At 59.6% G+C, this 12,932-nt stretch carries 12 protein-coding genes; 6 read left to right on the forward strand and 6 right to left on the reverse strand.

The genetic code is table 11. The annotated features are described in order from the left end of the window. Nucleotides 1-142: 142 nt before the first annotated feature. Complete coding sequence (ggt, locus tag ACYVHC_RS05265) at nt 143-1,888, forward strand: gamma-glutamyltransferase (protein ID WP_460612615.1); 1,746 nt, start codon at nt 143-145, stop codon at nt 1,886-1,888. An 80-nt stretch (nt 1,889-1,968) separates the two neighbouring features. On the opposite strand, the gene ACYVHC_RS05270 is transcribed toward ggt, so the two are convergent. From ACYVHC_RS05270 to ACYVHC_RS05280, 3 genes are all read right to left on the reverse strand, one after another. Next, on the reverse strand, nt 1,969-2,334 hold the full coding sequence (locus tag ACYVHC_RS05270; protein WP_460612616.1) for a hypothetical protein: 366 nt from the start codon (nt 2,332-2,334) through the stop codon (nt 1,969-1,971). A gap of 159 nt (nt 2,335-2,493) precedes the next feature. Then, a complete protein-coding gene (locus ACYVHC_RS05275) occupies nt 2,494-2,877 on the reverse strand; it encodes a hypothetical protein (RefSeq protein ID WP_460612617.1) in 384 nt (127 codons plus the stop codon). Nucleotides 2,878-3,053: 176 nt separating this feature from the next. Beyond that, nucleotides 3,054-3,395, reverse strand: coding sequence for a hypothetical protein (locus tag ACYVHC_RS05280; protein WP_460612618.1), 342 nt, complete (start codon nt 3,393-3,395; stop codon nt 3,054-3,056). Nucleotides 3,396-3,655: 260 nt separating this feature from the next. Here ACYVHC_RS05280 and ACYVHC_RS05285 point away from each other — a divergent pair, with 260 nt between their 5' ends. Next, nucleotides 3,656-6,706, forward strand: coding sequence for a TIM-barrel domain-containing protein (locus ACYVHC_RS05285; protein ID WP_460612619.1), 3,051 nt, complete (start codon nt 3,656-3,658; stop codon nt 6,704-6,706). Between the two features lie 114 nt (nt 6,707-6,820). On the opposite strand, the gene ACYVHC_RS05290 is transcribed toward ACYVHC_RS05285, so the two are convergent. From ACYVHC_RS05290 to ACYVHC_RS05300, 3 genes are all read right to left on the reverse strand, one after another. Beyond that, nucleotides 6,821-7,381 (reverse strand): YceI family protein, encoded by a 561-nt coding sequence (locus ACYVHC_RS05290; protein ID WP_460612620.1) that lies wholly within the window; start codon nt 7,379-7,381, stop codon nt 6,821-6,823. A gap of 16 nt (nt 7,382-7,397) precedes the next feature. Then, on the reverse strand, nt 7,398-7,913 hold the full coding sequence (locus ACYVHC_RS05295) for a hypothetical protein (RefSeq protein WP_460612621.1): 516 nt from the start codon (nt 7,911-7,913) through the stop codon (nt 7,398-7,400). A gap of 126 nt (nt 7,914-8,039) precedes the next feature. Next, entirely contained in the window at nt 8,040-9,230 is a 1,191-nt protein-coding gene (locus ACYVHC_RS05300; protein WP_460612622.1) for a helix-turn-helix domain-containing protein, read from the reverse strand. Nucleotides 9,231-9,316: 86 nt separating this feature from the next. Between ACYVHC_RS05300 and ACYVHC_RS05305 the strand changes: the two genes are divergently transcribed. The 4 genes from ACYVHC_RS05305 (at nt 9,317) to ACYVHC_RS05320 (ending at nt 12,785) form a co-directional block, all read left to right on the forward strand. Next, nucleotides 9,317-9,781 (forward strand): hypothetical protein, encoded by a 465-nt coding sequence (locus tag ACYVHC_RS05305; RefSeq protein WP_460612623.1) that lies wholly within the window; start codon nt 9,317-9,319, stop codon nt 9,779-9,781. A 54-nt stretch (nt 9,782-9,835) separates the two neighbouring features. Continuing rightward, the gene (locus tag ACYVHC_RS05310) at nt 9,836-10,705 is read left to right on the forward strand and encodes a helix-turn-helix transcriptional regulator (RefSeq protein ID WP_460612624.1); all 870 of its coding nucleotides are present in this window, start codon (nt 9,836-9,838) and stop codon (nt 10,703-10,705) included. Between the two features lie 134 nt (nt 10,706-10,839). Then, nucleotides 10,840-11,232: a DUF983 domain-containing protein gene (locus ACYVHC_RS05315; RefSeq protein ID WP_460612625.1), complete on the forward strand. Its 393-nt coding sequence runs from the start codon at nt 10,840-10,842 to the stop codon at nt 11,230-11,232. Between the two features lie 116 nt (nt 11,233-11,348). Further along, entirely contained in the window at nt 11,349-12,785 is a 1,437-nt protein-coding gene (locus ACYVHC_RS05320; protein WP_460612626.1) for an alpha-amylase family glycosyl hydrolase, read from the forward strand. The last annotated feature ends 147 nt before the right edge of the window (nt 12,786-12,932 follow it).

Raw genomic sequence — 12,932 nt, forward strand, 5'->3', positions numbered from 1 at the left:
CCAAAGCTACAGGATTAGCCGACGTGTTGGCAACGCCTTGGGTGGCGGCCCCTGATACGATAGAATTTGCTTCGGCGCCGGTTTTAGAGCAGAGTTGCGCGAAATCGGTGGCAAGTCTGCTACCGGGGTTACCTTTGTTTGTATGAAACGCTTCCTCACTCCGGCAGCCCTAGCCCTGCTGGTGGCCTGCACTACCACGCAACCCGCTACTACCCCTGCCACTACTACTACGGCACTTCTGGCGGCCCCAGTACCCGCGGCTACCCCCGTGGTGGCGGACAAGGCCATGGTTACCTCGGCGCACCCGGAGGCCACCCGAATTGGCGTAGAAATTCTGCAGAAAGGCGGCAATGCTTATGATGCCGCTGTGGCCGTGCAATTTGCGCTGGCCGTAGCCTTACCCACCGCAGGCAACCTAGGCGGCGGCGGCTTTCTGCTTTACCGCAGCGCCGATGGCCAGGAAGGCGCCCTCGATTTCCGCGAAACGGCCCCCGCCGCTGCCACCCGCGATATGTACCTGGACAAGGACGGCAACGTGGTAACGGACTTGAGCACCCTGGGCCACCTGGCAGCCGGGATACCGGGCACTGTGGCCGGCATGGTGGAAATCCATCGGAAGCTGGGCAAACTGCCGTGGAAAGATGTGGTGCAGCCCGCCGTGAACCTAGCCGCTACGGGCCTGAAGCTCACCGAAAAAGAAGCCGCCGGCCTGAACCGCCAGCGCGAGGCGTTTCTGAAATACAACCCTACTACCCCTCCGGCTTATGTACACCCGCAGGGCCAGGAGTGGAAGGCCGGCGACATTATCCAGTACCGCGACCTGACTCGCACGCTGGGGGCCATCCGCGACCGGGGCCGCGCCGGCTTTTACGAGGGCGAGGTGGCCAGCATGGTGGTAGCTGAAATGCAGCGCGGCAAAGGCATTATTACTAGGCAAGATTTACTGTTGTACCGTCCCAAATGGCGCACACCGCTGCATGGGCAGTACCGGGGCTATGAGGTCATTACGTTTCCGCCGCCCAGCTCCGGCGGGGTAGCGCTGCTGCAGATGCTGCAAATGCTGGAGCCCTATAACCTGGGCAGCGCCGGCTGGCATTCGCCCCAGGCCACGCACTGGATTACCGAGGCCCAGCGCCGCGTGTACGCCGACCGCGCTACCTACCTCGGCGACCCAGACTTTGGGCAAGTACCCGTAGCACAGCTGCTGAGCAAGCCCTACAACAAGCAGCGCATGGCCACTACCCTACCCCACCGCGCTACTGCCAGCGCCCAAGTAACGGCCGGCCCCGGCTTGCCCGGCTACGAGTCGGACCAGACTACGCATTACAACATTGTGGATGCCCAGGGCAATGCCGTGAGCTGCACTACCACCCTCAATGGCGCCTACGGCAGCAAAGTGGTAGTGGCCGGAGCAGGTTTTCTGCTTAATAATGAAATGGATGATTTCAGCAGCAAGCCCGGTACGCCCAATGCCTATGGGCTGGTTGGCGGCACGGCCAATGCCATTGCGCCCGGCAAACGCATGCTGTCTTCCATGACGCCGGCTATCCTGACCAAGGATAAAAAGCTGGCCTTGCTGGTGGGCACGCCCGGCGGCAGCACCATCATTACTAGCGTGCTACAAGCTATTCTTGCTACCCTCGACTATGGCCTGAACGCCCAGCAGGCCGTAGCGGCACCACGCTTGCACCACCAGTGGCTGCCCGATCAGATTGATGTGGAAGAAGGCGCCCTGCTGCCCGCCGCCCAAGACTCGTTGCGGGCTCGCGGCTACCAGCTCAACCCACGCAGCCCGTGGGGCCGGGTGGAGGTAATCCGGGTGCTGCCCACGGGCAAGCTAGAAGGCGGCGCTGACCCGCGCGGCGATGATACGGCAGCGGGTTACTAGGTTGCGAATTGCTTTAAAAGCCAAAGGCCTTGCATCGTGCAAGGCCTTTGGCTTTTTATACGGGTAGTGAGGAACAACTGCTATTGTGCTTGCTGGTCGGTGGTGGCTTGCAAGCTGCGGGCTACATCCGACAGGGCCTTCGATAGTTCATCGAGCGAGTTTATGAAGCGGGGGTTGGCATCATCTACAAAGCTGTGAATGTGCTCGGCCAGGGTTTGGAGTAAGTCGCTGATGGGGTTGGGGTCGGAGCCGCTGAGGTAGCCTTTCAGTTTCACCAAATCGGCGGCGATGGTGGCGTGTGCATCCTGGCCCGAGGCGCGGAGCATCTGAATCCAGCCATCAATATTTTCGGTGGCCTTAGCCAGGTGTTGCGTTATGTCGTCGGCGCGAAGAACGCGCAGAGAAGCATCTAGTTGGTCGGCACTGGCAGAATTCGAAACAGACATACTGGAAGAAGTTGGGTGAAACAACAGAAACCCTTGGGTTTACTTCGTACCCAGACCTAGGGTTGGCCCTAACCTTGGTGTAAGATTCTGGCCAGGCCTCGATAAGCATCTGTTACCCTTCAGCTTGCGGCCACCCTCTTGCGAGCCAATGCGCTGGCGCTAAAGCGAGTTGGCAGCGGCTTGTAAGGCCTCGCCCAGCTGTGCAACCTTGTTCTGCGAACCGGCGTCGGCGGTGCTGGCCGCCTGAGTAGTGAGTTGGGCCAGCCGCTGCAAGCTTTCCTTTACCTGCGGGCCGTTCGGGTTCCCGTGGTCGATGGCGTTGTACAGGTTCTGGAGCTCGGCAATGAGAGGTGCAAACCGGTCGCCTTCTACGGTTTGCAACAGATTCATCCAGCGGTACAGGTTGTCGCCGGCGGCGGGGAGTAGGTGCGGCAGTTGGTCGTTTTGGAGGGCATGCAGCGTGGCTTCAAGGTGGGGCTGGCTGCCCGCCAGAAAGGAGCCAGGAGCAGCATTGCTATCGGCGGCAGTGGGGTCAAAACTCATAAGTACAAGCAATAAACGAGGTGAAAGAAAACGGCTTCCGGAGGAGGACAAGCAGCGGACTAGCACTAGGCCGCTTTCAGCGGGCAAGTGCTAGTCCGCTGCTACAACCTAGCGTCATAAAACAGCCTTGCCCAGTGGGCAAGGCTGCCGGAAGGGCGCCGATAAGCGGCATTTTGCTACGATACTTTCAGGTTACCGGCCGCGGTAATCAGGGTTTGGCCCAAGTGGCGGAGGTGGTCGCCTACGCCATCGTGCATGTCGCGGGCTACGAGGGAGGTATCCTGGCCGAGGCGCTGCAAGGAGTGGGCAATGGCGGCGCGGTCGTCGCGCTCCACGTGGGCGCGCAGGTTCCGGAGCTCGGCTTGTAGCCCGCCCAGCGCTGATCCGCCTAGGCCTTCCAGCGCCTCAATCCAGCTATCAATGTGGTAGAGGCCGGCGTCGGCGGGGTGGTTGCTATGTTGTTCGAGAGCGGCGTAAATGCCTTCAATGGTTTCTTCGATGCGGTCGGCATGGTTCATGGCGCGAGGGAGTTTGAAGGATTGAAAGAGGTAGTAGAACTGTACGCCGCCACTGGCTCAGGCGTTGCCTTGGTGCCGATACTAGATTCGCCAGCCGATTCAACCGAGTGGTTGAGGTGGGCAGCTATGGTGCCTGATTTGCTGGTTTGAATGCGCTGTTTGCCGCCCGGCTGATCTGGGGCATTTTGGCATGCCCGCAAGGGCCCAGAAGCCGTTTTGGGCCCTATCTTGGCGTACCGTTCCCGATTCCTTCCCCGAGTATGTTCCGTCCTTTCCGCTGTGCCTGGCAGTTGCTGCCGTTTCTGCTGTTGTGTTTGCTTACGCCTGGATACGGGCAGCGGACAGCGAGCGGCCCACCCACTAAGGACCCATTTGCCCGACCCAAAACACCGGAAGCTCTGCCGGTTTCCATCGGCAACTACCGCAGCCACGCGTTTAACTTCCAAACGAATACCCTCACCATCAAAAGCACCGATGGCAGCACCCTGCGCGTGCGGCCCTGGGATGAAGGCGTGGTGCGCATCGAGTATTTCCCGGCCGGCCAGCCTGTGCAGGATATTCCGTCGGTGAGCGTGGTGCAGCCGCAAAACCCCTCGCTCGTGCGCTCCTGCAATCCTGGGTGTGATGGTCCGCCGCCGGCTGCCGTTTTGGCCAAACAGCCCGATTTCTGCTCTGGGCTGCTCTCGTACTCCGACCATTTGGAATGGAATCTGGATTGTCCCGGTACGCTCATCATCCATAAGAACCCGCTACGCGTCAGCTACCGCCAAAACGGTGAAACACTGACCGCAGAGGCAGCGGGCGTATTTCGGAGGCCCGCTACGGCTACAGCCCCAGACAGCGCCGGCGTCTCGTTTCGGCTAACTCCCGAGGAACACCTGTATGGCACCGGCTCCCGCGCCCTGCCCCTCGACCGCCGCGGCCGCCGGCTCACGCTCTACAACGAAGCCCACTACGGCTACCAAAACGGCGAACCGACGCTGAATGTGAGCCTGCCCACCGTGCTCAGCAGCCGGGGCTACATGCTGTTCTTCGATAATCACACGGCTGGCACCCTCGACCTCGGCGCCACCGATAAAAACGTGCTAACGTACCAGGGCGAGGGGCTGACCAACCTGGCCTACTACCTCATCACGGGCCGCTCCTACGCCGAAATTCTGGACCGCTATACCCTGCTAACGGGCCGGCAGCCGCTGCCGCCACGCTGGGCCATGGGCCTTATCCAGAGCCGCTTTGGGTATAAATCGGAGCAGGAAATGTACCAGGTGGCGGGCCGGATGCGCCGGGCCGGTTTTCCGCTTGATGCGCTGGTGCTGGACCTGTACTGGTTTGGCGGCACGGCGCAGCAAGGCGACTTCCAGTGGCTGAAGGCCAACTTCCCCAACCCCGCTGGCCTCATGCGCCGCCTCGACTCTGCAGGCGTCAAAACCGTCCTGATTTCGGAGCCTTACATCATGCGCACCTCGCTTAATGATGGGTTGGTGCGCCGCCAAGGGCTAGTAGGGCGCGATGCCCAAGGTCAGCCGTACACCGTAGAGTCGTTCTGGGCCGGGCCCGCTACCCTCCTCGACATGTTCAAGCCCCAGGCCCGGCAGTGGATGTGGCAGCAGTACGACCGCCTGAAGCAGGATGGCGTAGCCGGCTGGTGGAGCGACCTGGGCGAGCCGGAAAATCAACCCGCCGACATGATATATGATGCAGGCCTCACGCGCCGCATTCATAATGCGTATGGGCAGGCCTGGGCGGGTATTCTGCAGGAAGGATACGCTCAAAAGTACCCCGAGCAGCGCCTGTTTAACCTGGCCCGCTCGGGCTGGGCTGGCATGCAGCGCAACAGCGTGTTTCCGTGGTCGGGCGATGTGAGCCGCTCTTGGAGTGGACTTCAAGCGCAGGTGCCCATCATGCTTAGCATGGGCCTGGGCGGCGTAGGTTATATGCACTCCGATGCGGGCGGTTTTGCCGGCAACACCGTCGATGCCGAGTTGTACACCCGCTGGCTGCAAATGGCTAGCCTCGGGCCCATTTTGCGCCCGCACGGAGCCGGCACCCCACCCGAGCCGTATTGGTTTCCGGAGCCCTATCAAGGCTTTGTGCGCTCGGCTACTCACCTGCGCTACCAGTTGCTGCCCTACCTCTATTCACTAGCCTGGGAAAACAGCCAAACCGGCACGCCCCTGACGCGCCCGCTCAGTTACGGCCCGGCTAACTTTATTCCGTCACCGATTCCTAGTTATCCGCCCAAAATTCCATCAAGTACACTTACTACCGAGGAAAAGGAAGCGGGCTTTGCTCCAAATGCGAAGGATGATGATGGAGAGTGGGGGTTTTCTCCCGATCAGAAATCTTGGCGTGAGTGGCAGCCCATAGATAAATATGCGCCTGCCCTAGCCAACGTCAACGACCAGTTTCTGCTGGGTCCTAATTTGTTGGTAGCGCCGGTGCTGCAGCCCGGCCAGCGGCGCCGCAATGTGGTGCTTTCGGCCGGCAACTGGATTGATTTCTACACCCACGAAACCATTGCCGGAGACCGTACTGTGGGGCGCCCGGCCCCGCTGGCCACTATTCCGCTGTTGGTGCGGGCAGGGGCCTTTTTGCCGATGACGCGCTACGTGGCCAGCACGGCCAACTACCGCCCCGATACGCTCCAAGTGCGCTACTACGCCGATGCCGCAGCCGGCAACACCAGCTTCACGATGTATGATGACGACGGCCACTCAGCCCAAGCTGCCAAAACCGGCCAGTACCAGCTAATCACCTTTACAGGCAAGACCACCACGGATGGGGCCGATATAAAAGTAGCCGCCAGCGGAAACCCCTACGAAGGAGCGCCCGGCCAGCGCGTGGTGGAGCTGCTCATTCCGCGCATAACCACCGACCCTACCAGCATTCAGCTCAACGGCGCCTTGCTGCCAGCTACCGGTTGGGACTATAACTCGGCCACCCAAACGGTATTGCTCCGCTTTCCTTTAGAGCTAGGTAAGCCGGTTCAGATACGCATTGGCGGGCTCAAGCTGGATACCACGCCCGCCGCTAACCTGCTACCGGAAGTTGTAACCCTGGAAGCCCCTAGTAACCGCACCTTTACAGGAAGCACCGAGCTGCGCTACACCTTGTACCAGGCGGCTCAGGCAGGCGTGCTGCGCATCTTTAACGCCCAGGGTGAGCTAGTGCGCACCCTACCCATCGCTACGGAGGCAGGTGCGCACACCGTCAGCTGGAACTCCGAGGACGACCAGCAGCAGGCTGTGCCCGGCGGCATATACTGGGCGGAGCTGGCCGGCCAACACCAGCGGCTAGTAGTAATGCCCTAAAGAACAGCTCCGGCCCACGGGGCGCATCGGGCCCTGTTAGTGAGCCATATCACCACTCATTCCGGCAAAGGGATGGCTACTGATCCGGAACCAAGTAGGGGTTTGTACTCCCACTTATTTTTTCACTTGAGCTACTACCTCAAAAGCCAGCTTAAACTCATTTCGAATAGCGTACGAGCCCAAATTCTGGAAGAAACTGCTGGAGTTGTAGTTCACACCATACTGCGTGCGGTCGAGGGTGGCAGTGCCTATTATGCGCAAGCGGCCATCGGGTAGGCGCGTTATGGTGAGTGGAAACTGAACCGGCTTGGTGATGCCATGCAAGGTAAGCCGACCGGCAGCAACGCCATTCTGGACTTGATTCAGCACAAATACGGCACTAGGATACTGCTCCACATCAAAGAAGTCAGCGGCGCGCAGATGCTCCGTGAGCTTGGCATCTTGGTGCTGAATGGTGCGCATATCAAACTCAAACCGGCCCTGACGCAACGAGCGGCCATCGTACTCAAAGGTGCCGCTTCTCAGCTGCACGGTACCGGTTTGGCTATAGCTACCAACTTCCGCATAACCCGTCCAGGCTAAGCGGCTGGCAGCAGGCAGCACGTAGTAAGGGGTGGCAGCAGACCGGAAAGCAAGCAACGAGGCTAGTAGCAGCAGAACGCAAATCTGTTTCATAGTATTGATAGGTAGCTTACTGACCAGCTTCTGTCTCGATGAGCCCAGTGCCTTTATAGAGCTTTCCGGTTTTGTCTTTCGCCAGAATATACCACAGGGCATCGCCGCCATATAGGCGCTGTGCGTTATCGGCAAAGCGGTAGTTGCGGGCAAAGGTGTAGGTTTGACCTGCTTGCAACTTCCCGCCGGGGCAATGGAACAGCTCAGCAAACTCAGCGGGCGTTTCGTGCATATTGGCTTGCCAGCCGGCCGCGCTATACCAGATGAAGCTGCCGCACTCTACTACTTGCAACTCCCCTACCTCGGAGCGAACCATGGTGCTGTGCTTCCAGACGTAGCCCCCGGGTTGGTCGGGGTTGGGCTCAGGGTAATTGGGGTTGGGGGTGTGCCAAAGAGTGAGGCCCACGGGCACCTGCCGCAGTTTATCAGGGAGCAGCCGGGCGTGGTCGGACCAGGCAGTAGGGCTGGGTTTGGTTTGGGCTAGCGCCAGGGAGGCAGGTGCTAAGGCCGCTAGGAGCAGAAGAGGTTTCATGCGTGGTTCGGAGGGTTGGTGAATGGCTCAAAGGTGGCCGCTTCAGGTACCCCAAACGCCCCACATCAACCGCTGGCACGCCCCATTTCATGATGTGGGCGGTATCCTACCCGCTCTTTTACCGGCTTACGTAGCACTTGCCGCAGCCTGCCCATGGCTGTTCCAGTCTCGCGGCGCTACCCCCGTAAACTGCTTAAAGATGCGGTTAAAGGTGGTTTTGGAGTTGAAGCCACTCTCGAAGGCAATACCTAGCAACGTCAGGCGCTGCACATCAGGCGTGGCTAACCGGCGCTTCACTTCCTCCACGCGGTACCTGTTTACCACCTCATTGAACGACTGTCCAAATCCGGCATTAACGGTAAAGGAAATCAGGCGCGGCGCCAGCCCCGTGTGCGCCGAAAGCTCAGCCAGTGTTAGGGTAGGATTCAAGTAAAGCCGCTCCTGCTCCAATGCATACCGGATACGCGCCAGCACGTCTGCATCGGCCGCGGGTGGTGCGGGTAATCCCAGGGCACTTCTATCTTCTTCCAGGTCTTGGTCAGAAGCAAGTGCAGGAGCCCCGTTGGGAAGAGGCAGCTCGCTAGCATCTGGCACGAAGTTGACGGCTTGCATATCGGCCTGGCGCAGCCCTACTACTCCAATCAGGAACAGCATACCGCCCAGCATCTCCGTGGAGTAGTCATATTGGTAATACAGCCCGAAGAATTCGCGCAGCACTACTTCTGCTAGCCATTGCACACTTACTACCCCCACCGCTACCAACAACACGCGTAACCACCGGAGGCGCAGCACCGATACCTCTGAGAAATTATTGGGTAACCAGCGCTGGTACTGGCGCAGCAACCGCAGGCTCAGAACCAGATAGACTGCCAGGGACAGCCATGTCCCGACAAACTCTACCCGGTACGTATAGGGTTGGTGCACGTGCTGCCAGAACCAGAGCCGCGTGCTATAAGGCTGCATCCAGAGCCCCCCGTACAGGGCCGCCTGCACCATTACAGGAGCGAAATGCCACCAATGACGAGGCTGCCATTGAAACGCGTGGTTGGTGAGACTGCGCACATAAAAATACAGCAGCGGGCCAAACGCAAACGAGTAGTAAATGGGCAAAAAATACCATTCTGCATTCTGGCTGTACACTTGCGCTACCCTGAAAAATCCATCGAGCAGCCACAGGGCCAGGCTCAGCATCAGCAACGACAGAAACCGGTTAGGCAGGCGGTTAGCAGGGGCCACCCACAGCAGGCCCGCCGCAAAAATTGCCTGCGCCACCACGGCCAGCAACCCAACGACCAACGGAGTAAACGGGATGTGCATGCAGCGGCAGAATGAAAACCAGGCCGGTATATTTGGCCGGCCTCAGCAAAATAACCGATTCCGCCCAGTTGCTTTTCTTTCTGCCCATGAAACCTAAAATCCGGGAATGGCTGCGCCGCTACCTGCCCGCCGAAGGGCTGTCGGTGGTGGCCACGCTGGCGGGGGCTAGTGTGGCCTGGCACCTAGCGCCGGGGCACGAGCTTAAAGCGGCGCTGGCGGGCACGTGGGCCGGCAACGTGGCGTATTTTGGCTGGCTACTAGGGCAGGATGTGGTGCAAGCCCGGCGGGAGCTGCAAGCACTGGGCCGCCTCTACACGCGCCGCACTTTTGCCCTAAATGTGCGGGCACTGGCCGTGGAGTTTGGCCCGGCCGAGGTGCTGGACAGCCTCCTGATTCGGCCGGCACTGATGTACTGGTTGCCGCGCCTGATGGGCAGCCGCGCCGGCGGTATTCTCGTGGCAAAGCTGCTGGCCGATGTTACTTTTTACGTACCAGCCATTATCAGCTACGAACTCAGCAAAAAGCGCCTGCGTAATTTCGGGGGCGAGTAGCTTACGACCGTTCGCTAGCCCTTACTCGCCGCCCAACCGTTTTCTGCTCTACCCATGCAGTCTCCTACCCTTCCGGTCCTGACGCTTGACTCGTTTCCGCAAGGGCGGCCCCGGCCATGGTACCTAGAGCGTCTGGCACGCCACGTGGCCAACTTTCCGGGCGTAAGCCAGCCCCACTCCCACGATTTTTACCTGCTGCTCTATGTTACGCACGGCCACGGCACCCACACCATTGACCTAGTCAGTTACCCCTTGCAGCCGGGCACACTATTCTTCATGACACCCGGGCAGGTGCACCACTGGCACTTGTCCGACGACGCCCAGGGTTATGTAGTGCTATTCGGGGCCGATTTCTACCTTTCGCGCTACCCCGGCGAACGGCTGTTTGAATACCCCTTCTTCAACCACGTGTATCAGCCAGTGCTCTGTCTCAGCACGCCCGATGCAGAGCTGCTACCGCTGTTTGAGCGCATGTGGCAGGAACAGGCTGCCCCGGCGCCGCAGCAGGATGAGGTTTTTCGCTCTTACCTGCATATTTGCCTGGAGCTAGCCGCGCGTCACTACCCTGCCGCGGCGCCCAAACCGGCCACTGAGGAGCCACGCCACGCCCAACAGCTGCTTCGCGCGTTTGGTACGCTCATCAACCAGTACTTCCGGACCCAGCGCGAGGTGCAGCTCTACGCCGATTTGCTGCATGTGTCGCCGAACCACCTCAATGCCCTGTGCCGCCGCCACTTAGGCAAAACGGCCAGCGCCCTGATTCAGGAGCGCGTTCTAATTGAGGCCCGCCGCCTGCTCCGCCACACGCCCGCCACTATTGCGCAAGTTGCTGATACATTAGGCTTCGATGACGCCTCCTACTTCAGCCGCTACTTCCGCAAACACGCCGGCCAAACGCCCGAGGCATTTCGGGAGGCAACATAAGCAACGGTAGGTAACAAAAGTCGGCTTTTCACCCTCGCGTTGATTTGTACCATACAAACCCGGAAGTGGCCTTCACGCCCGCGTGTGGGGTAGCGTACCTTTGTCATACGATTTCAACCTACCTACTGGAAATCATGACGAAGATAGATTCTACGGCCCTGGCAATGGTGCAGCAGCGGTGCCCGCGCTGCCACGAAGGCGCTTTGTTTACTCACTCGGCCGCGAATCCTGTGCGGTTTGCGGAGATGCCCGAGCACTGCCTGGTATGCGGGCAGGCGTACGAGCCAGAACCCGGCTTTTACTGGGGCGCTATGTTTATCAGCTATGCTTTTTCTACGGCCATTATGCTCGTAACGGGCTTTCTGGTGTACTACCTGCTCCACGACCCGGCAGTGTGGGTGTACGTGACTAGCGTGGCCGTGCTGGCTGTGCTCTTTACTCCCCTGAGCCTGCGCTATTCCCGCACGCTGATGCTGTACTGGTTTGGCGGTATCACGTATCAGGGTTCCAGCGTTAAAACCACCTAGTACATTCTGCCAAAAGCACATTTGATTTGGCTAAGGTCGGGCTGCATGGTATGCGGCCCGACTTTTTTGTAGCCCGATGGTAACGGCTAAGTGCCTGGAAAACGGTAAGTTTCGCCATGTCTCGTGCTTTTCTATTGCTGCTGGCTGGGTTGCTACTTGGCGCCTGTAACCAGCAGCCCACCACCCCTTGTGCCCCCGATGCCCCGGAAGCCTACACTATTCGTCACCCCCAGTGGGCAGATTCGGCGAGTATCTATGAAGTGAATATTCGGCAATACACCCCGGAGGGTACGTTTCGGGCTTTCGAAGCGCACCTGCCGCGCCTGCAGAAAATGGGGGTGGGCATTCTGTGGCTGATGCCAGTGCAGCCCATCGGCCAGGAAAAGCGCAAAGGCACGCTCGGCAGCCAGTATTCCATTCAGGATTATCGGGCCGTGAACCCGGAGTTTGGCACCTTAGAGGACCTGCGGCACCTAGTAAAAACGGCACACTCCTTAGGCATGCACGTGATTCTGGACTGGGTAGCCAACCACACCAGCTGGGACAGCAAGCTGCTGCAAGAGCACCCCGAGTGGTTTACGCGCAACGCCAAAGGCCAGCTCATGCCGCCCGTTGCCGATTGGCAGGACGTCATCGACCTGGATTACAGCAAGCCCGAGTTGCGCCGCTATATGCAGGAAAGCATGGTGTATTGGCTGCGCGAGGCCGATTTTGATGGATTTCGCTGCGACGTAGCCGGCCTCGTGCCCATGGAGTTCTGGAACCAGACGCGCCCGATGCTGGAAAAAGTAAAGCCCGTGTTTATGCTCGCCGAGTGGGACGAGCTGCACAACCCACCCTTCCTGAAAAAAGGTGAGTTCACGCCCAATACCCACATGCTAGAGCAGGCTTTTGATGCCACCTATGCCCTGCGCATGCGCTACCTGCTCGACAGCATTAGCCGCCGCCAGCAGTCCTTCGCCGCCCTCGATGCCTACCGCGAGGTAGAGCGCGCCCGCTATCCGGCCTCGGCCTACCTCATGTACTTTACCACCAGCCACGACATCAACAGCTGGGATGGCACCGAGTATGAGCGCCTGGGCAAAGATGCGCTGCCCCAAGCCGTGCTGACGGCGCTGCTGCCGGGCATCCCGATGGTGTACAGCGGCCAGGAAGCAGCCCTGAAAAAACGCCTGCGCTTCTTTGATAAGGACACCATTCCGTGGAACGACTACCCCCTGCAGGAGTTCTACACTATCCTGCTTCAGCTTAAAAAGCGCCACCCCGCCCTCCGCAACGGTGATGCGTGCAGCGAGTTTACGCGCATTGCCCCCACCGCCAGCCCTGAAACCTACGCCTTTGTGCGGCGCAAGAACGCGGCGTCGGTGTTGGTGGCCGTGAATACCGGCGCCCAGCCCCATGAGCTGCCGCTACGTGAGTTGCTGCCAGGCGTGTACCGTGAGGTATTCACCGGGCAAGTTATCAAGCTCGGGCCGGGATCCAAACTGCTCCTCACGCCCCACAGCTACGAGGTGTACGAGCAGCTGCCCAACCCCGACACTAGCTGGTTTTAAGCGTCAAACCTACCATTACCCTTCGTCCGGCACTCCGCCCTACTACCCCTGCCCCCAACCACGCTTTTCTGGTTTCTGTGTCTGCTTGCTGATGAGCAGAGAATTAGCCCAGAATTCTGAAATGGTTCGGCCCCAATGGCAGGTTTC

Source organism: Hymenobacter seoulensis (assembly GCF_054780535.1).

Bases quoted from the DNA above. Each gene is read 5' to 3' on its own strand.
- ggt (WP_460612615.1), top strand. From the start codon at position 143: ATGAAACGCTTCCTCACTCCGGCAGCCCTAGCCCTGCTGGTGGCCTGC.
- ACYVHC_RS05270 (WP_460612616.1), bottom strand. From the start codon at position 2,334: ATGTCTGTTTCGAATTCTGCCAGTGCCGACCAACTAGATGCTTCTCTG.
- ACYVHC_RS05275 (WP_460612617.1), bottom strand. From the start codon at position 2,877: ATGAGTTTTGACCCCACTGCCGCCGATAGCAATGCTGCTCCTGGCTCC.
- ACYVHC_RS05280 (WP_460612618.1), bottom strand. From the start codon at position 3,395: ATGAACCATGCCGACCGCATCGAAGAAACCATTGAAGGCATTTACGCC.
- ACYVHC_RS05285 (WP_460612619.1), top strand. From the start codon at position 3,656: ATGTTCCGTCCTTTCCGCTGTGCCTGGCAGTTGCTGCCGTTTCTGCTG.
- ACYVHC_RS05290 (WP_460612620.1), bottom strand. From the start codon at position 7,381: ATGAAACAGATTTGCGTTCTGCTGCTACTAGCCTCGTTGCTTGCTTTC.
- ACYVHC_RS05295 (WP_460612621.1), bottom strand. From the start codon at position 7,913: ATGAAACCTCTTCTGCTCCTAGCGGCCTTAGCACCTGCCTCCCTGGCG.
- ACYVHC_RS05300 (WP_460612622.1), bottom strand. From the start codon at position 9,230: ATGCACATCCCGTTTACTCCGTTGGTCGTTGGGTTGCTGGCCGTGGTG.
- ACYVHC_RS05305 (WP_460612623.1), top strand. From the start codon at position 9,317: ATGAAACCTAAAATCCGGGAATGGCTGCGCCGCTACCTGCCCGCCGAA.
- ACYVHC_RS05310 (WP_460612624.1), top strand. From the start codon at position 9,836: ATGCAGTCTCCTACCCTTCCGGTCCTGACGCTTGACTCGTTTCCGCAA.
- ACYVHC_RS05315 (WP_460612625.1), top strand. From the start codon at position 10,840: ATGACGAAGATAGATTCTACGGCCCTGGCAATGGTGCAGCAGCGGTGC.
- ACYVHC_RS05320 (WP_460612626.1), top strand. From the start codon at position 11,349: ATGTCTCGTGCTTTTCTATTGCTGCTGGCTGGGTTGCTACTTGGCGCC.